Below are 17,773 nucleotides of genomic sequence, written 5' to 3'. Positions count from 1 at the left end.
AAAAAGTACCACTAGCTGAAAGCATTCCATACATTAAACAAAAGGTCTAATACATTAGATGTATCAGACCTCTGCAAAAATAATGAATATCTCACCGCTTGTTACTTAAATAATACGAGAGAATTGCTGACGTTTAGCCTGCTGTCTTGAATATACGTCAAAACACATACAAATATTACGGATTAATAACCGCCCACGAGGCGATACTGTAATTCGACCTTCTTCAATTTCGGCTAAACCGTCTTGAACTAATGGAGCAAGTAATGCTAAATCTTCCGCAAAATAAGTTTTAAAGTCGATCTGATATTGCTGTTCCAAAGAAGAAAAATCGACTTTAAAATTACAGATCAATGCTTTAATCACATCACGGCGTAAGCAGTCATCTTTCGTCATCATTAAGCCTTTCTGTAAAGCAATGCCACGCATTTCAACTTCTGTATAATACTGTTTCAACTCTTTATGATTTTGAGCGTAACTATCACCTAATAAACTAATCGCAGAAACGCCCATTCCCAATAAATCCGCATCTTCTTGGGTTGTATAGCCCTGAAAATTACGGTGTAAAATACCCTGTTCTTGAGCAACTGCTAATTCATCATCAGGTTTTGCAAAATGATCCATGCCAATAAATTGGTAGCCTGCTTTACCTAATGTTTCAATCGTTTTTTGCAAGATTTCTAATTTTACTTCAGGTGCTGGCAGCATCTCATCTTTAATTTTGATTTGTGCCGCAAAACGGCTTGGTAAATGTGCGTAGTTAAATACGCTCATTCGATCTGGATTTAGCTCAATCACTTTCTCTAAAGTATAGATAAAACTTTCTACCGACTGCTTAGGTAAACCATAAATCAAATCAATATTGATAGATTTAAAACCAAGTACTTTTGCCCGTTTAACTAAAGCAAAAATGAATTCTTCATTTTGTTCACGATTAACTAATTTTTGTACCTCTTTATTAAAATCTTGTATTCCCATACTTAAACGGTTAAAACCGATTTTATATAGGTGATCTAACATTGATAACTCAATTTCACGGGGGTCCATTTCAATGCTAATTTCTGCTTTTTCACTTACATTAAAATGAGTATGAAGCATTTTCATTAAACGAGCAGATTGCTCTTCATCTAAATACGTCGGTGTACCGCCGCCCCAGTGGATTTGGGTAACTGTACGATTTTTAAATAATGATGAACGATAGATAATTTCTTTTTCTAAGTAATCTAAATAAATATCAACCTTATGTTGATGCCGTGTAATAATCTTATTACAAGCACAGAAATAACATAATTTATGACAAAACGGAATATGAATATAGAGAGATAAAGGCTTATCTGGATAACGTTTAGCTGCAATTTGAAAATCGTCATCATTGTATGCTTCATTAAATTCCAATGCTGTTGGGTAAGACGTGTAGCGTGGCCCTGATTGGTTATATTTTTGGATCAAATCAAGATCCCAAATAATTTCTGACATGAATAACCTACTTCAACTCTTGTTTAAATTGTTTAATTTCTACTAATAATTGGCTTAATTCACCTTTAATCTCAGTGCCTAATTCTGCCTCTTTTGCTTCACGATCTAAATCTAATCTCATTCGCTCATTGCGTTTCAACATCTTACGATCCTCTAAAATAGGCATATCTTGTACCACTTGATATAGTATCCACATTGCAGAGAAGTTAGCTAATTTTTTTCCTAACACATCAAGCAGTGGTTTTAATCGTAAAACACCTTCAGACAAATTACATTGCTCAACCAACATTGCGTTGGCAATAATTTCAATACTTTCAATTACTCGTAAAAAACGTTTGTTCTTTGTCTGTACTATCTGCTTTTTCTGTTCCTGTAATTTCCAAAAAAGAGAGAATGCATAGCCTGCCAAAGACAATAAAATTAATAATGCTAAAATAATCCAAAAAAATCGCCACATTCTCTTATCCTTCTATCCTATATTTTCAACTACTCTTATTTTTGGTATTTAACGTATTTAGCGAAATTTATTGATATCTACGGTTTCAAATTGACGAAGTAGTGTATCATCATTGTTCTCTTCATCTTCAATACCCAATTCAGTCATCAATTCCTGCACTCGATCTAGGCATTCATCAACAAAACGTTGATCTTCTGCTGAAATTTTTCTACCTGCTTCTAATTCATCTAATAACTGGTTTAAACACTCATTATTTTCTAACTGTTCTAACTCAGCTTCGGGTGCTAAACGCGGTTTAACATCTTCTACAGGCACAACAGGTTTAATCAATTTACCTTTTTCAGGTTGATTTACAAACTCAACCATTAATGGCACTTTTTTACGGCTACCAATGCGAGTATCTTTAACCTCTTTTACTGTCGTTTTCTTCTGTTCAACACCATCATTTGCACGAGAACCTGAAGGCAAGCCTCGATGTTTACGCTTTTTCTTCTCTTCACGAGCTTGCAGATCTAATTCATAACGTGTTGGTTTACGGTTTTTTGAAGGACGTGCTTTAGGCTGTTCAAAAGGTTTATCTACCTTTCTCATCGGCATTATATCGGTAACTCTGCGTGTTTTTTTGCTACGACTCATAGTCTTCTTATTAAATAAATTAAGTAAATATAAATTGGTTTGGAATTGTATCACTAATGATCAGTAATGAAAAATGAAGAATACGAATTGCTCCAAGCAATCAATTCTTGCTAAAAAATGCAAAAATGATGTTAGTTAATGGATTAAAAAGATAAGAAAATACGCTTTTGTTACATTATTAGCAATATTTGTACAATTTATATATTCATCATTATGAACTACGCCAAATAAGCGTTGCCATTCTTCCTGTTTGGTGCTCTTTACGGTAAGAGAAAAACGCCGTTACATTACTATAAGTACAATAATCGCCACCAAAAATAGCTTGAACACCTAATTTATTTAAACGTTGGCGAGCAATTTGGTAAAGATTACCGAGAAACTTACCGCTTGTCGTAGAATCAAGAACAAATGCCTCTCTAGCTTGTTCATCAACTCGTGCAAAAGCATCTACTACATCTTGTCCAACTTGAAATGCCGTTGGTCCAATAGCAGGCCCTAACCAAACGCTAATTTCATCAGGTTGGCAAGTAAATTCAGCAATAGTTGTCTCTAATACGCCATTACATAATCCCCGCCAACCAGCGTGGGCAGCTGCAATTTCCATTCCATCACGGCTACAAAAAATCACAGGTAAACAATCTGCTGTCATCACTAAACAGACTTGATTAGGTTGATTTGTGTAAATTGCATCAGCATTTAAATCTTCAGTATCTTTCAAGGGTAATCGCAACACTCTCGTGGTATGTGTTTGGTTCAAAAATATAGGGAATTGAGGCAAGCGGTAAGTTTCCACTAATAATTGGCGATTTTTCTCTACCGCTTGTGGATCATCACCAACGTGATCGCCTAAATTAAACGAAGCAAAAGGTGCTAAACTCACTCCACCTAAGCGGGTTGTGGTCAAAGCGTGTATATGGTTCGGCACTACCCACGTTGGTTGGATAATTTTCATTCTATCTATTCCCTATATTTTGTTATTTTAGCCTTTTCTTACAGCAATCGCTTCTATTTCAACCCCAACATCTTTTGGAAGACGAGCAACTTCAACACAAGATCGAGCAGGAAAAGATGGGTGAGCATTTTCACGGAAAAAAAGCTCATATTCTGCATTTACTCGTGCAAAATCTGCTAAATCTTTTACAAATACCGTTGTTTTAACAATATCTGCTACAGTTAAACCTGCTTGCTCAACAATCGCTTTAATATTTTCAAGGGATTGGCGTGTTTGTGCCACAATATCTGCTGATATTTCACCTGTTTGCGGATTAACTGGAATTTGCCCAGATGTTAGCACTAAATTACCTAGATCAACCGCTTGTACATAAGGCCCAATAGCCTGCGGTGCTTTTTCAGTATGAATTACCATTGTCATCATTTTTTCCTTCTATGAATAAGATTGTCTTTCCAGTGTGAAAGGTTTTTCTACATTTGTAAATAGCTTATAATAGCAAAAATTTGATGAAATCTGACCGCTTGCAAGGAATTTTATGAGTATTACTGTAACCGAAATTGTGCTACACCTTTTACAACAAACCAACGATGAGCCACCTAAGCTCAATACTATTTTGCGTGAACAACTGCTAAATATTACCCCTGAAGTAGAACAAATGATGTTACAGCTTCACCAAGCCTATCAAAATAAAACGAAAGCCTACGGCGTGTTTAAATCAGAATCTATATTTGCCCAACAGCTTAACCGCTTACTAGAACAAGAAACTGATTTTCTCCCCTTCAGTCATAGTTCTGCGAAAATGCTAGCCGCAGAGCTTGCTAAATATAGCTTTGCAAGTGGTGGCACATTTATTCTCTGCCGTTATACTTTTTTAGCCACTGAATATTTATTTATTGCTTTAATTGATAGCCGTAGCTCAATGTTAGTTGATAAAGAACTCGAAGTAAGGCGTACTGAATATCTCGATATTAGTCAATATGATATTGCTTGTCGGATCAATTTAACAGAATTGAAGTTAAATGCACAATCTAACCGCTACCTTACTTTTATCAAAGGTAGAATCGGCAGAAGAGTTGCCGATTTCTTTATGGACTTTCTCTCGGCTGAAGAAGGACTTAACCCACAATTACAAAATCAAACACTACTTCAAGCGGTCAGTGATTACTGCGAGCAAGGAGAACTAAATGCTAATCAAACTCAAGCCGTGAAAAAACAAGTATTTGACTACTGTAAAGAACAGATTAACAACGGAGAAGAAATTGCTTTAAACGAGCTTTCTGCGACACTCCCAACATTAAATGAACAAGATTTTATTCATTTTGCCGAAAACCAAGATTATGGATTAGCAGACAATATTCCACCTGTTCGCAATACATTGAAAACATTGACAAAATATTCAGGTTCAGGAAAAGGGGTTACTCTCAGTTTTGATGCAGAATTATTAGGCGAAAGAATTATTTGGGACGAACTTTCTGACAGTTTAACTATCAAAGGATTGCCTGCAAATTTACGGGATCAATTACAACGTAATAAATAATAGTATTTTGAAGGTAGTTTAGGTATGATTTGCCTTAATTTTTGATAAGTTTGATAAAAAGGTTATGACTATGAAAATGAAATCGCTTCTTGCCGTATTACTACTTACTCTAGGGGTAACGGCTTGCTCAACCGTGAAAAAAGTGGTGTATCGGATTGATGTTCCACAAGGTAATTACCTTGAACAAGACAAGATCAATCAACTTCAAGTAGGAATGAACAAAGAACAAGTGCAATATTTACTTGGTACACCTGTATTACAAAATACGTTTTCACCAAACCGTTGGAATTATGTATTTATCAAAAGAGAAGGTCATAGCGACCCTATTCAGCGTACATTGTTAGTGTATTTTAATCAAAAAGGGCTGGTATCAGAAATTAAGTTAGATCAACCACTTGATAATGTTCAATAATATTCTCCCATAAAAATAAAGGGGATAATTTCCCCTCTATTTTTTCTTATTAACAAACATTTTCTCAATCTAACCGCTTGCTAATTCCAAAGATCGTTCGCTTGTTTCAGTAAATTTTGGCTTTCATCTAAAAATTGTTCTGAATAATCTCCAAACCAGCGGTGTACTTGCTCAAAAATAGCAATAAAGCCTTGTTTATCTTGCTGTTTAAATAATTCTATTCCTTGAGAAAAGGTATGGTATAACGATTCAATAACCGCTAAATTTTCAGGTTTATCTGCAATTATATCCGCATATAGTGATCCATTCTGTGCAAAGAGACGACCAATCATCGCTAATTCTAAGCGATAAATAGGTGAAGAAAGAGCAAGTAATTGTGATAATTCAACCGATTGTTGTGATAAATGCAGTCCAGCGACAAAAGTAGAAAAATGCCGTACGGCTTGGATATAAGTCATTAAATGATCGTGCGAATCTGCCTCAATAGGATAAATTTTCCCTCCCCATAGCTGAATTTGATCAAGCAACCATTGGTACTGCTCAGCTTCCCTTCCATGACAACAAGCGGTAACCTGCTTAGCAAAACTTGTAATATCAGGTCCAAACATTGGATGTAATCCAACAACAGGTCCTTGATGAACGGCAAGCATTGTAGTAAGCGGTTGCACTTTAACAGAGGTCAGATCCGCCAAAATCATCTCTTTGGTGAGGTAAGGTTGTAATTGCCTTAGAACTGACACAGTATGAGCTATTGGAACAGATACTAACACTAAATTTGCCCCAGAAAGAATTACATCAGCACGATCCCAATCATTTTGGTCTAATATATCTACCGAATAGCCTGAAAGCCTAAAATAATGAGCAAAAAGCCCACCTAATTTGCCATTACCACCAACAACCACTATTTTCTCAACGGTAGGGTTAGTTGCAGTAAAGCCATATTTATTTTCATTAACGTACGACTCCCGCATTATTCGGCGTAAAATACTTTCGATTAAATCAGCAGAAATACCCTGTTTTTCAGCTTCTTTCCGCCTAGCTGCAATCATTGTCGCTTCTCGTTTTTGATCATAAATTGGCAACCCTTGCTCGTGTTTAATTTTTCCTATTTCAGTAACAAGAATAAAGCGTTCTGCAAGAAGCTGAATTAACTTTTGATCAACAAGATCAATTTGATCTCTTACTGATGATAATGTCTTTTTATCTTCCATATCTCTATCACTAAATATGCTCAAAGCTCATTCTTAACGAGGTTGCCCAATGGGTTAATAATGTTTCTGTTGCTTGCCAATCTATGCAAGCATCGGTAATAGAAACCCCATAAAGCATTTCAGAAAAAGGCTGATTAGAAGATTGATTTCCTGCGAATAAATGGCTTTCAATCATCACCCCAATAATTGATTGATTACCCGATAATATTTGCTGTAAAACATTCTCTGCCACAACAGCTTGACGCTTATAATCTTTATTAGAGTTGCCATGACTACAATCAATCATAATTGCTTTAGGTAAGTTAGCATCGTGTAGTGCCTGCTCACATTCTTTGACATATATTGCTTCAAAATTAGGCACTTTTCCACCTCGCAAAATAACATGTCCATCACAATTTCCTTTCGTTGTAAGCACAGTAACTTGACCTTGCTGATTAATCCCCATAAAACTATGCCCCTGTGCAGCAGACTCCATCGCATTAATAGCCACAGCCAAATTACCATCTGTACCATTTTTAAATCCTACTGCCATTGATAAGCCCGATGCCATTTCTCTATGTGTTTGAGATTCCGTTGTCCTCGCACCAATAGCTGACCAACTAAATAAATCAGCTAAATATTGTGGGCTAATCGGGTCAAGGGCTTCTGTTGCCAGTGGCAAACCTAACTCTGCTAATTCTAATAATAATTTACGTGCAATTCTTAATCCCTTTTCTACTTCAAATGTTCCATTAATATTTGGGTCATTGATTAACCCTTTCCAACCCACCGTCGTACGAGGTTTTTCAAAATACACTCTCATCACAATATACAGCTTATCTGATACTTTATCTGCAAGTGCTTTTAATTTTTTAGCGTATTCAACCGCTGAAACTGGATCATGAATTGAACATGGACCTATTACAATAAGTTTACGAGGATCTCGTTTATGAATAATATCTGAAATAACTGATCTTGACTGTTCAATTTGGTTTCGCAAACTTTCTGGCAACGGTAATTCACATTTTAAAGCCCGTGGAGTTAATAACACATATTCATTACTAATATTTACATTATGTAAGCTATCCTGATTAATTACTCTGTTCATTTTTATTTCCTTTTATGTAAAAAAAATATTACACTTTTCAATTTACAGAGTAATAGCTAAAATTTCAAGAATTTTTTGTTCTACTTGTTCAACCGTAATTTTATTCATTAAGTTTTCCCCCTTTGCCCTTGTTGCCCAAGGTAAATCTTGCCAAGATTTGCCATATTGTTCCCATATAACTTCATCATAAACTGAAATAATATTACCTAAATCGTTGTAAGGGCCTGTTCGGCGATGGTTATGAATTGCATATAACCCAATGACTGGCGTATTTTGTGTGGTTGCAATATGAGCAGGACCAGAATCCGATGAAATTACTAAATCGACTTGTTTAATCAATCCTGCTAGCTGTGTTAATGTTGTTTTCCCTGCAACATTACTGCAATTCGATGCAAGATTTTGAATTTTATTCGCTGTTTCTATCTCATAGCCTGAAGGTGAGCCACAAATAATCACATTCAAATCATACGATGTAGCAAATCGAATAATTTCCGCATAATTTTCAGGAGGCCAATCTTTTGATTGTTTACTTGAACAAGGTGCAATTAACAGATTTTTTCTTGTCTTATCAATAAATTGGGCAGAATAAGCTAGATCATCTTCACTTATTGGCAAATTCCATTGGGGAATAAGATCTTGTACGCCAATTGCTTTAGCAAACATCATTTGCCCATCTAAAACGTGGGGAGAAGTCGCTTGTTCCACTTTTTCATTAGTAAAAAGCCATTGGCCTTCTCTAGCTCGCTCTCGGTTAAAACCTATTTTTCGTTTTGCTTTAATACCAAGAGAAATAAATGAAGCTCTAAATGCTGTTTGTAAATTAAGTAATACATCAAACTGCTTAGTCTGTAATTTTCCCCAAAGTGTAACGATACCTTTCCAGCCTGATTTCTTATCATATGGAATTAGCTTCACATCTGGAATATTTGCCAATAAATTGGCTTCTAATTTACCAATAATCCAGGTGATTTCTGCTTTAGGGTATTGACGCTGAATTGCTTGTACCACGGCAAGAGTATGACAAACATCTCCCACAGCGGATAATCGTAATACACAAATAGAATGGAGTTCTGCCATTAAAATTATCCTTTTTACTTAGAGAAAAAGATACTATAAACATTTTGCAGGTTTAGGCAAACCAGCAATTTTAGTTGCTTGTTTTGCTGGCCCATCAGGAAATAGCCGTTGTAAATAACGACTATTTCCTTTTTCTTCACCAAACTTTTGAGCTAATGATTTAACTAACATTCGGATTGCTGGGGAAGTTTTATACTCTTGGTAAAATGTTCTCACAAAATGAATAATTTCCCAATGCTCTTGGCTTAATTCAATACCATCATTTTCAGCAATCGCTATCGCCAACGGTTCAGACCAATCACTGATATTCTTTAAATATCCCTCTTTATCAGTCGGGATTTGCTGTTTATTAAATTGAATAAAATTAGTTGTCATAAATAAAAAATGCCACATTACTGTGGCATTCTCTCGCTAATTAAAATTAATCATCACTACCTAATACGCCAAAAATATTCAGGAAACTCACAAATAAATTATACAATGAGACATAGAGATCAACTGTTGCACGAATATAATTTGTTTCGCCACCATGAATAATATTGCTTGTTGCAAGTAGAATTGCACCACTTGAAAAAACAATAAACAAGGCACTAATTGCTAAATTCAGAGCAGGGATAGTAAAAAATAAATTTGCAATTATCCCTACTAACAATACGACAAACAATGCCATCATCATTCCTGAAAGGAATGACATATCTCTTTTTGTTGTTAATACATACATTGAACAAGCAAGAAAAACGGCTGCAGTTGATCCTAATGAAAGAGCGACAACATCACCAAGCCCGTGGCTAATGTAAGCATTTAAAATTGGTCCTAAGCTGTAACCAAGAAAACCAGTCAAAGCAAAAACACTAGCAATCCCTGCTGCACTATTTGCAGTTGCATTAGTTAAAAAAAGTAAGCCATAGAATCCAACTAACATTCCCCACCACGGCAAACGAGGTAAATTTAAGCTCATTGACATGATCGCAATAACCGCTGAAAAAGCTAAGGTTAAAGATAATAAAAAATAAGTATTACGTAGAACTTTATGAGTGCTGAGTAATGATTCACGACCAGCTGACGCAACTAAACGTTCTTGCATAAAAACTCCTATTAAATATTGATATTAGACAAAGATATGGGATCAAATTATCAGAAATCAAGGGAAAGTCAATCAACTCCCAAGTAAATAGTCTATTTCAATCACTTAAACTGATAAACTATTGCAATAGTACAAATATTTAGGTAATAATAAGTTAAAAATTACATAGGAGAATATAAAATGAAAAAATCACCGTCAATATTTGGGGGGGCTTGCATCATAGCAAGCGTCTGTGTTGGTGCTGGAATGCTTGGTTTACCTAGCTCTGGTGCAGGAGCTTGGACAATTTGGTCAGTTTTAATACTAAGTATAACAATGATCGTAATGACACTTTCAGGATGGTTATTACTTGAGGCTTATAAACACTATGATCTACGGGCATCTTTTAGTAGTGTTACTGAAAATTTATTAGGTAAAAAACTATCCATACTCAATAATCTTGCTGTCTATTTTGTTGGTGGTATTCTACTTTATGCCTATACAACAGCTTCAGGAACTATTTTAGGCGATTTATTCCGTCCATTGGTTGATTTGAATATACAAACCTGGTCGATCATTTTTGTATTTATATTTTCTTTTTTTGTATGGCATTCAACCCGATTTGTTGATCGTATTTCGATTTTACTTATTTTCTTTATGGCAATTACTTTTGTGCTTAGCATTTTTGGGCTGACACTTAATATCGATCTTACCGTTTTATTTGATACCCAAACAAGTCATTCTCATTATGCTATTTACACAATGGGGTTACTACCCATTGCTTTAACCTCTTTTGGGTATCATCATTCGGTTTCTACAATGCGTGCTTACTATGGCAATGCACATAAAGCGAAATGGGCAATTTTAGGTGGAACAGGTATTGCTCTTTTACTTTATCTATTATGGATTATTGCGATTTTTGGTAATTTACCTCGAGATCAATTTTCTCCAATTATTGCTCAAGACGGCAATCTTGACGTACTATTAAATGCGTTAGGTAATGCAGTTGAATCAAATACCATTAAACAGACGATCAATGCGTTCTCAATTGCTGCTATTTTATCCTCATTTATTGGCGTTGGATTAGGTGTTTTTGACTTCTTAGCTGATTTTTTCAAATTTGATAATAGCAAAAACGGACGAACAAAATCGTGGGCAGTCACATTTTTACCTCCACTTATTCTTTCGGTAAGTTTTCCTCTTGGTTTTTTAAATGCCATTGGCTACGCAGGGGCAGTTGCAACGATTTGGACTTGTATCATACCTGCTATGCTAGCTTATAAATCTCGTAAACTGCCAAATGGTAATAAGGGCTTTATCGTAAAAGGAGGAAATTTTACACTAGGGATATTAATCGTATTTGGTATTGCGACCGCAGCTTTCCATCTTTTATCAATGGCAAATTTATTGCCCGTTTTTAAGTGATAGCTTTAACATTTATAATGACAAGCGGTGAGATTTAAGAAATTTTTTGCAAAATAAATGATAAACTCACCGCTTGTATACCTATAATAAAAAAGGCTTATTCTCAAATAAGCCTTTTATTTTTAACCTTTTAAATTATTGCCCGTAATAAGCATTTTTACCATGTTTACGCAAATAATGTTTATCCAATAATTCTTGCTGCATTGATTGAACATTTGGGCGGATCAATTTACTACAAAAATTCATATAAGCGACCTCTTCAAGCACAACGGAGTTATGTACTGCATTATGTCCATCTTTACCCCAAGTAAATGGGCCGTGAGAATGAACTAACACACCTGGTACCATTTCAGGGTTAATATTTCGCTCACGGAATGTCTCTACAATCACTTTACCTGTTTCTAGCTCATATTCACCTGCGATTTCTTCAGGGCTCATTTTCCGAGTACAAGGCACTGTGCCGTAGAAATAGTCGCCGTGTGTTGTACCTAAAGCAAGAATATCTTCCCCAGCTTGAGCCCAACCCACTGCATGGCGGGAATGCGTATGTACGACCCCACCAATTTCTGGGAACTGGCGGTAAAGTTCTAAATGTGTTGGTGTATCAGAAGACGGTTTTTTATCGCCCCAAACACGGTTACCATCAAGATCAACAATCACAATATCATCAACGGTCATCACATCATATTCTACCCCAGATGGTTTAATTGCCACCAATCCTGTTGCTCGATCAATCTCACTCACATTTCCCCAAGTAAAAGTAACCAAACCGTATTTAGGTAATTCTAAATTTGCCTTGAGTACACGTTCTCTTAATTCAACTAACATTGAAAGCCCCCTTCTTGCATTTTTTGCTCAATCCAACGGCGTGCGTTAATAATCTCACGAATCGGTTCTTCTGACTTTTCAGTCCACATTTCAATTAAAAACGCACCACGGTAATTTAATTCTGCTAATGTTTTAAAACAGGCAACAAAATCAACACAACCATCACCAAATGGGACATCTCGAAATTGTCCTTTACAAGTTTCTGTAACTTTATAAGTATCTTTTAAATGAATGGCTGAAATTTTATCAATGCCGAGTTTCAACTCTTCAGCAACATTATCATTCCATGCAGATAAATTACCTAAATCAGGATAAACTGTAAACCACGGCGATCTAATGATTTCGTCCCATTTCTTCCAGCGAGAAATTGAGCTCATAAATTTAGTATCCATAATCTCAACGGCAATCGTAACTTGATTGCTAGCAGCCAACTCGACAGCCCATTCTAAACCTTGTTGAAAACGAGCAATTGTCTCTTCATCTTGCTCCTCATAATAGACATCATAGCCTGCAAGCTGAATTGTACGAATACCGAGATCAACCGCTAGTTGGATTGCTTTTTCCATAATTTCGTAGGCTTTTTGACGAGTTGCTTCATCACGGCTTCCAAAAGGAAAACGGCGGTGTCCTGATAAGCACATTGATGGGATAGTAATACCGGTGTTTACAATCGCTTTTACCAATTTTAGTCGCTCTTTTTTACTCCAATCCAAACGAGCCAAACGTTCATCTGTTTCATCAATAGACATTTCTACAAAATCAAACCCGCATACTTTGGCGATAGAGAGGCGATCTTGCCAGCTAATATTTTTTGGTAACGCTTTTTCGTAAATACCTAATTTATGTTTTCTCACGATAAAACACTCCTCTGTGTTTAAGCTAAAATAATGTTTAATCCTTCAGATCTTAATTGCTCAATGATATTTGGTTCGGCTTCTTTACCTGTAATGAGCAAATCAATATTATGTAACGATTCAAACAACATTCCTGCTTGTTGCCCAAGCTTAGAACTATCGAGCAAAACAACTAATTTACTTACTTTAGATCGCATTCTCTGCTCTGAATTCGCAATCAGCATATCCGTTTTATATAAACCTGCTGTTGTCAGCCCTTTCCCACTCGTAAACATAATATTTGCGGCATACATTGAGTCATTATGGCTACTCATTGACAGCGTTATTGCTTGGTTTTTACTGTATTGCCCACCAATAATAACTACATCATTATGATCCTGCTCGATCAGATAGTTAGCAAGCGGTAGGAAATGCGTAATAATTTGCACATCTCGCCCACATAAACTACTCCCCAGCATTTTCATCGTTGATCCGCACGTCAAAATTACACTTTCTCCGTCCTTACATAATTTGGCCGCAGTATCAGCAATCCGTTGCTTTTCATCTATATTATTAATCTTCATCAATGGTAGGATTGCAACTCTATGAAGAGAGATAGCCTCAGCACCATTACGCACTTTATGTAATTTGCCTTGTTCGCTCAATTTAGTAATATCACGTCTTGCAGTAGCAGGTGAAATGTCCAACAAGCCGATTATTTCTTGAATAGAAAGCCGTTTTTTTTCTTCAAGTGCCGTTAATAATTGTAGGTGGCGATAATTTTCGTTCATTATTTATAAATTAAATGGTTGTGTAATTAATATGGGGAAATGATGTTATGAAATATAATGAACAAATAGAAGCTACACAAATGTGTAGCTTCACTTCAACCTTTAGTTATAGCATTGATTTAAACTGAATATTCGGTTCTTGTTCAAAACAGTCATCAAAGCCACGAGGGTGATGATATTCAATCAAATCTTTATCTCGTGGGTACACGTATTTCCCGCCAACTTCCCAAATAAATGGATGGAATTTATATTGTAAACGGTCTTTACGCATACGCCAAAGCTGAATAATTTCATCCGTACTTGCCATAAAGTTGGTCCAAATATCATGATGAACAGGGATAATTACTTTACAGCGTAAACACTCTGCCATACGAAGTAAATCAATAGATGTCATTTTATCTGCAATGCCGACTGGATTTTCGCCATAGTTATTCAATGCTACATCAATATCAAATTGCTTACCGTGTTTTGCGAATTGAATTGAATAATGAGAATCTGCACCGTGATAAATATTACCGCCTGGTGTTTTAAATACATAATTTACCGCTTTACGTCCCATTTCCTCATCAGATGGACAAAGCCCTGCTAATTCACCATCTTGATTTTCTGCACCTTCCACAGGCAAAGTTACTAAACAAGTACGGTCAAAAGAATCTAAAGCGTGAATTTCTACATCTTTAAGTTTTACTACATCACCTGGTTTAACAACAATGATACGCTCTTCTGGCACACCCCATTTTTTCCAAAGCTCTGCACAATGCCAAGGTCCAACAAATTTAACGTGATCTAATTTAGGATTATTCATTACTGCAGCTGCCACATTCACATCAATATGATCACTGTGATAGTGAGACGCTAAAATGAAATCCACTTCGTTAATCGCAAATGGATCTAACACCATTGGTTGGGCTCTCAAATTAGGCTGTAATTTACGCACGCCTGCCATATTTGCCATTTGATGCCCACGCACCATATCTTTTACTTTCTTAGTCGATTTACCTCGACCACACCATAAATCCATACAAATATTGGCACCAGCTGGGGTTTTAATCCATACACCCACACAGCCTAACCACCACATAGCAAAGTTGCCTTCTGGCACCACTTCACTTTCAATTTCTTCGTTTAGCCAAGTTCCCCACTCTGGGAAGGTAGAAAGAATCCAACTTTCACGGGTAATTTCACTGATTTTGCTCATTACTGACTCCTAAAGATTAAAGTAGAACTATATAATCAAAAGTAATCATATATAATCAAAAGTAATAACACAATAATTAACTAACAAAAATGTGATGTAGTTCGCATTCTGTTAAATAATATCTAATTAAAATCATTACCATACGCAAATAATTTAATATTCTTACTTAGTTTATGATAATTCGCCTATTGTGTAATTTATAGGATTATAGGGAATCCACTTCTCTTATCATAAAAATAAAAAAGAAATTTACTAACTTTTAAAAAATTTTGTGAAGTTGCTCACAAACAATCAAATTCAATCTTTTATAATCTTTTATTGCTGATATGATAGCCATCATAGGTTCATTTTGATGAAACTATGACTAATTTCTTCTTTTGGAATTTCTTTTTATCACATAATTTAGAGGTACTCCTATGGAAACGCTCTACAACCTATTTTTAGGTTTTAATGATCAGGTACTTTCAAAAGCACCTTTCTTACTTGGTATAGTCGCTTGTCTCGGCTATATTCTATTAAAAAAAGATACTACGACGGTAATTAAAGGCACCATTAAGACTATTGTGGGCTTTATGATTGTGCAGGCAGGTGCTGGATTTTTAGTATCAAACTTCAAACCTGTGATTGCAGGTCTGTCGAAATATCATGATTTGACAGGTGCAGTTATAGACCCTTATACAAGTATGCAGGCAACTATTCAAACAATGGCAGATAACTATGCTTGGGTAGGTTATGCGGTTATTCTTGCTCTCTTTTTAAATATTTTATTAGTTATCTTTAGACGCATTACAGGTATTCGTACCATTATGCTTACTGGGCATATTATGTTCCAACAAGCAGGCTTAGTTGCAGTGTTCTATATGATCATCGGTGCTTCAATGTGGGAAACGGTTATCTATACAGCAGTATTAATGGCACTCTATTGGGGTATATCATCTAATATTATGTATAAACCTACTCAAGCAGTCACGGGGGGTGCAGGGTTCTCAATTGGGCACCAACAACAAATTGCCTCTTGGGTCGCCGTTAAACTTGCACCTAAACTTGGGGACAAAAATGATAGTGTAGATAATATGAAATTACCAAAATGGTTACAGATTTTCCACGATAGTATATCTGCAACCGCATTAGTCATGACGATTTTCTTTGGTATTATTCTGCTTTCATTTGGTTTAGACAACTTGCAAGCAATGGCAGGAAAAACTCACTGGTTTATGTATATCCTTGAAATGGGGTTAAAATTTGCCGTTGCAATTCAAATTATCGTCACGGGCGTTCGTATGTTCGTTGCTGAACTTTCAGAGGCATTTAAAGGTATCTCTGAACGTGTTATTCCTAATTCTGTATTAGCAATTGACTGTGCGGCAATTTACGCCTTCTCTCCAAATGCAATGGTATTTGGTTTTATGTGGGGTGCGATTGGCCAATTCGTTGCAGTTGGTCTTCTACTCGGCTTTAGTTCACCAGTACTTATCATTCCAGGTTTTATTCCAATGTTCTTCTCTAACGCAACTATTGGTGTTTTTGCAAACCAATTTGGTGGTTGGAAAGCAGTTATGAAGATCTGTTTTGTGATGGGTATTATTGAAGTCTTAGGTTCAGCTTGGGTTATTCAATTACTCGCAAGCCAAGGTACCATATTTAATGGTTGGATGGGTATGGCTGACTGGGCATTATTCTTCCCTCCAGTATTGCAAGGTATTGTTAGTATTCCTGGATTTTTCTTCATTATCCTCGCATTATGTCTAGTTTATATGGGCTTTGCAGCTAAAAAACTCCGTGCTGAAGAAGCTGCAGCTAAAGCGGCTGGCAAGACATTAGAACAAATGGACGGATATGGTAATGATGTTGTTGAACAAGTTGCCGAAAAAGTAGAAATGGAAAAATCTTCTATTGAAAATACCACAACAGATAGTACATCAGATGTAAAACCAATCCGTATCTTAGCAGTATGTGGTTCAGGCCAAGGATCATCAATGATGATGAAAATGAAGATCAAAGGCTACTTAGACAAACGTGGTATTCCAAATGTAATGGACTCTTGTGCTGTTACTGACTACAAAGGCAAATTAAATGAAGTTGATATTATCGTGTCATCTCGCCATCTTGCTGATGAAATCACAGTAGGTGAAGGAAAATCAGTACTTGGTGTACAAAATATGCTTAACCCAAATTCATTTGGTGATGAATTAATTGAACTTATCAAGAAGCATCAACAAAAATAGTCTATTCTCTCCCCTAGCCCTGCTAGGGGATTTATCTTTTATATTTAACTATTTTATAAGGACGTTATATGAACCTTAAACAATCTCTCATTGAAAATGACTCTATTCGTTTAAACCAATCTGCTAGTAACTGGGAAGAAGCAATCAAAATCGGAACAGACTTACTGTTAAAAGCAGGCACAATTGAGCCTCGCTATTACGATAATATTATCAATAAAATCAAAGAGATGGGGCCTTACATCATTCTTGCTCCTGGGCTTGCAATGCCTCACGCCCGTCCAGAAGAAGGTGTAATTAAAACCTCCTTTGCTCTAGTTACTTTAAAAGATCCTATCTATTTTGATGGCGATGATGAACCTGTACACGTTTTACTCACACTAGCAGGAAGCGATTCTGATCAACATATGCAAGGCTTAATGGAAATTACTCAAGTACTTGATGATCCAGATAGCGATACAGGCGTTGATTTAGATAAAATCCGCCGTTGTAATACACCTGAAGAAGTCTATGCTGTTATTGATGCTGTATTAGGTTAATTTAGTCTGAATAAAAAACAGCAAGCGGTTAG

Annotated in this window: 19 protein-coding genes; 5 read left to right on the top strand and 14 right to left on the bottom strand. The window is 36.0% G+C overall.

The features are described 5' to 3' along the window. Positions 1-105: 105 nt before the first annotated feature. The 5 genes from hemN to A6B43_RS07345 all read right to left on the bottom strand — a co-directional run bounded on the left by hemN (position 106) and on the right by A6B43_RS07345 (position 3,938). Entirely contained in the window at positions 106-1,473 is a 1,368-nt protein-coding gene (gene hemN / locus A6B43_RS07365; RefSeq protein ID WP_124210335.1) for an oxygen-independent coproporphyrinogen III oxidase, read from the bottom strand. Positions 1,474-1,480: 7 nt separating this feature from the next. Then, positions 1,481-1,930 (bottom strand): DUF2489 domain-containing protein, encoded by a 450-nt coding sequence (locus A6B43_RS07360; RefSeq protein WP_124210334.1) that lies wholly within the window; start codon positions 1,928-1,930, stop codon positions 1,481-1,483. 57 nt (positions 1,931-1,987) lie between these two features. Continuing rightward, entirely contained in the window at positions 1,988-2,566 is a 579-nt protein-coding gene (gene yihI / locus A6B43_RS07355; protein ID WP_124210333.1) for a Der GTPase-activating protein YihI, read from the bottom strand. Positions 2,567-2,777: 211 nt separating this feature from the next. Beyond that, entirely contained in the window at positions 2,778-3,518 is a 741-nt protein-coding gene (gene pgeF / locus A6B43_RS07350; protein WP_124210332.1) for a peptidoglycan editing factor PgeF, read from the bottom strand. 27 nt (positions 3,519-3,545) lie between these two features. After that, positions 3,546-3,938 (bottom strand): RidA family protein, encoded by a 393-nt coding sequence (locus A6B43_RS07345; protein WP_124211000.1) that lies wholly within the window; start codon positions 3,936-3,938, stop codon positions 3,546-3,548. A 115-nt stretch (positions 3,939-4,053) separates the two neighbouring features. On the opposite strand from A6B43_RS07345, the gene yejK reads away from it, so the two are divergent. Both yejK and bamE read left to right on the top strand, forming a co-directional pair. Further along, the gene (gene yejK / locus A6B43_RS07340; RefSeq protein ID WP_124210331.1) at positions 4,054-5,055 is read left to right on the top strand and encodes a nucleoid-associated protein YejK; all 1,002 of its coding nucleotides are present in this window, start codon (positions 4,054-4,056) and stop codon (positions 5,053-5,055) included. Between the two features lie 70 nt (positions 5,056-5,125). Continuing rightward, entirely contained in the window at positions 5,126-5,467 is a 342-nt protein-coding gene (gene bamE / locus A6B43_RS07335; protein WP_124210330.1) for an outer membrane protein assembly factor BamE, read from the top strand. 80 nt (positions 5,468-5,547) lie between these two features. Here the strand turns inward: bamE and tyrA are convergent, their stop codons facing one another. From tyrA to A6B43_RS07310, 5 genes are read right to left on the bottom strand one after another with little or no spacing between them, the layout of a single operon-like run. Beyond that, on the bottom strand, positions 5,548-6,678 hold the full coding sequence (gene tyrA / locus A6B43_RS07330; RefSeq protein WP_124210329.1) for a bifunctional chorismate mutase/prephenate dehydrogenase: 1,131 nt from the start codon (positions 6,676-6,678) through the stop codon (positions 5,548-5,550). Positions 6,679-6,688: 10 nt separating this feature from the next. Then, positions 6,689-7,765 (bottom strand): 3-deoxy-7-phosphoheptulonate synthase, encoded by a 1,077-nt coding sequence (locus A6B43_RS07325; protein ID WP_124210328.1) that lies wholly within the window; start codon positions 7,763-7,765, stop codon positions 6,689-6,691. 42 nt (positions 7,766-7,807) lie between these two features. Then, positions 7,808-8,842, bottom strand: coding sequence for a glycosyltransferase family 9 protein (locus A6B43_RS07320; RefSeq protein WP_124210327.1), 1,035 nt, complete (start codon positions 8,840-8,842; stop codon positions 7,808-7,810). Between the two features lie 33 nt (positions 8,843-8,875). Further along, positions 8,876-9,235 (bottom strand): TusE/DsrC/DsvC family sulfur relay protein, encoded by a 360-nt coding sequence (locus A6B43_RS07315; protein WP_124210326.1) that lies wholly within the window; start codon positions 9,233-9,235, stop codon positions 8,876-8,878. Positions 9,236-9,263: 28 nt separating this feature from the next. After that, positions 9,264-9,926: a Bax inhibitor-1 family protein gene (locus A6B43_RS07310; RefSeq protein WP_124210325.1), complete on the bottom strand. Its 663-nt coding sequence runs from the start codon at positions 9,924-9,926 to the stop codon at positions 9,264-9,266. A 180-nt stretch (positions 9,927-10,106) separates the two neighbouring features. Between A6B43_RS07310 and A6B43_RS07305 the strand changes: the two genes are divergently transcribed. Continuing rightward, positions 10,107-11,330 (top strand): aromatic amino acid transporter, encoded by a 1,224-nt coding sequence (locus A6B43_RS07305; RefSeq protein WP_124210324.1) that lies wholly within the window; start codon positions 10,107-10,109, stop codon positions 11,328-11,330. A gap of 135 nt (positions 11,331-11,465) precedes the next feature. On the opposite strand, the gene araD is transcribed toward A6B43_RS07305, so the two are convergent. The 4 genes from araD to ulaG all read right to left on the bottom strand — a co-directional run bounded on the left by araD (position 11,466) and on the right by ulaG (position 14,980). After that, entirely contained in the window at positions 11,466-12,158 is a 693-nt protein-coding gene (araD, locus tag A6B43_RS07300) for an L-ribulose-5-phosphate 4-epimerase (protein WP_124210323.1), read from the bottom strand. Then, complete coding sequence (locus A6B43_RS07295; RefSeq protein ID WP_124210322.1) at positions 12,152-13,012, bottom strand: L-ribulose-5-phosphate 3-epimerase; 861 nt, start codon at positions 13,010-13,012, stop codon at positions 12,152-12,154. The genes araD and A6B43_RS07295 overlap by 7 nt, the downstream gene beginning before the upstream one ends. A 20-nt stretch (positions 13,013-13,032) precedes the next feature. After that, positions 13,033-13,782, bottom strand: coding sequence for an HTH-type transcriptional regulator UlaR (gene ulaR, locus A6B43_RS07290; protein WP_124210321.1), 750 nt, complete (start codon positions 13,780-13,782; stop codon positions 13,033-13,035). Positions 13,783-13,888: 106 nt separating this feature from the next. After that, on the bottom strand, positions 13,889-14,980 hold the full coding sequence (gene ulaG, locus A6B43_RS07285; protein WP_124210320.1) for an L-ascorbate 6-phosphate lactonase: 1,092 nt from the start codon (positions 14,978-14,980) through the stop codon (positions 13,889-13,891). 416 nt (positions 14,981-15,396) lie between these two features. Here ulaG and A6B43_RS07280 point away from each other — a divergent pair, with 416 nt between their 5' ends. Both A6B43_RS07280 and A6B43_RS07275 read left to right on the top strand, forming a co-directional pair. Then, on the top strand, positions 15,397-17,205 hold the full coding sequence (locus A6B43_RS07280; RefSeq protein ID WP_124210319.1) for a PTS ascorbate-specific subunit IIBC: 1,809 nt from the start codon (positions 15,397-15,399) through the stop codon (positions 17,203-17,205). A 68-nt stretch (positions 17,206-17,273) separates the two neighbouring features. Next, positions 17,274-17,741 carry a PTS sugar transporter subunit IIA gene (locus A6B43_RS07275; protein WP_124210318.1) on the top strand — a complete coding sequence of 156 codons (468 nt, stop codon included), beginning with the start codon at positions 17,274-17,276 and terminating at the stop codon, positions 17,739-17,741. The last annotated feature ends 32 nt before the right edge of the window (positions 17,742-17,773 follow it).

Origin of the sequence: Vespertiliibacter pulmonis, from assembly GCF_013377275.1 — a bacterium.
Taxonomy (GTDB): Bacteria; Pseudomonadota; Gammaproteobacteria; order Enterobacterales; family Pasteurellaceae; genus Vespertiliibacter; species Vespertiliibacter pulmonis.
Note: the sequence above shows the minus strand (reverse complement) of the source record. Positions and strands in the feature narration are given on the sequence as shown.

What these genes read in the sequence shown, in the direction of transcription:
- A6B43_RS07275 (WP_124210318.1), top strand. Translation starts at nt 17,274, where the DNA reads ATGAACCTTAAACAATCTCTCATTGAAAATGACTCTATTCGTTTAAAC.
- bamE (WP_124210330.1), top strand. Translation starts at nt 5,126, where the DNA reads ATGAAAATGAAATCGCTTCTTGCCGTATTACTACTTACTCTAGGGGTA.
- pgeF (WP_124210332.1), bottom strand. Translation starts at nt 3,518, where the DNA reads ATGAAAATTATCCAACCAACGTGGGTAGTGCCGAACCATATACACGCT.
- A6B43_RS07325 (WP_124210328.1), bottom strand. Translation starts at nt 7,765, where the DNA reads ATGAACAGAGTAATTAATCAGGATAGCTTACATAATGTAAATATTAGT.
- yejK (WP_124210331.1), top strand. Translation starts at nt 4,054, where the DNA reads ATGAGTATTACTGTAACCGAAATTGTGCTACACCTTTTACAACAAACC.
- A6B43_RS07360 (WP_124210334.1), bottom strand. Translation starts at nt 1,930, where the DNA reads ATGTGGCGATTTTTTTGGATTATTTTAGCATTATTAATTTTATTGTCT.
- A6B43_RS07305 (WP_124210324.1), top strand. Translation starts at nt 10,107, where the DNA reads ATGAAAAAATCACCGTCAATATTTGGGGGGGCTTGCATCATAGCAAGC.
- A6B43_RS07320 (WP_124210327.1), bottom strand. Translation starts at nt 8,842, where the DNA reads ATGGCAGAACTCCATTCTATTTGTGTATTACGATTATCCGCTGTGGGA.
- A6B43_RS07310 (WP_124210325.1), bottom strand. Translation starts at nt 9,926, where the DNA reads ATGCAAGAACGTTTAGTTGCGTCAGCTGGTCGTGAATCATTACTCAGC.
- A6B43_RS07315 (WP_124210326.1), bottom strand. Translation starts at nt 9,235, where the DNA reads ATGTGGCATTTTTTATTTATGACAACTAATTTTATTCAATTTAATAAA.
- hemN (WP_124210335.1), bottom strand. Translation starts at nt 1,473, where the DNA reads ATGTCAGAAATTATTTGGGATCTTGATTTGATCCAAAAATATAACCAA.
- yihI (WP_124210333.1), bottom strand. Translation starts at nt 2,566, where the DNA reads ATGAGTCGTAGCAAAAAAACACGCAGAGTTACCGATATAATGCCGATG.
- A6B43_RS07280 (WP_124210319.1), top strand. Translation starts at nt 15,397, where the DNA reads ATGGAAACGCTCTACAACCTATTTTTAGGTTTTAATGATCAGGTACTT.
- araD (WP_124210323.1), bottom strand. Translation starts at nt 12,158, where the DNA reads ATGTTAGTTGAATTAAGAGAACGTGTACTCAAGGCAAATTTAGAATTA.
- tyrA (WP_124210329.1), bottom strand. Translation starts at nt 6,678, where the DNA reads ATGGAAGATAAAAAGACATTATCATCAGTAAGAGATCAAATTGATCTT.
- ulaG (WP_124210320.1), bottom strand. Translation starts at nt 14,980, where the DNA reads ATGAGCAAAATCAGTGAAATTACCCGTGAAAGTTGGATTCTTTCTACC.
- A6B43_RS07345 (WP_124211000.1), bottom strand. Translation starts at nt 3,938, where the DNA reads ATGACAATGGTAATTCATACTGAAAAAGCACCGCAGGCTATTGGGCCT.
- ulaR (WP_124210321.1), bottom strand. Translation starts at nt 13,782, where the DNA reads ATGAACGAAAATTATCGCCACCTACAATTATTAACGGCACTTGAAGAA.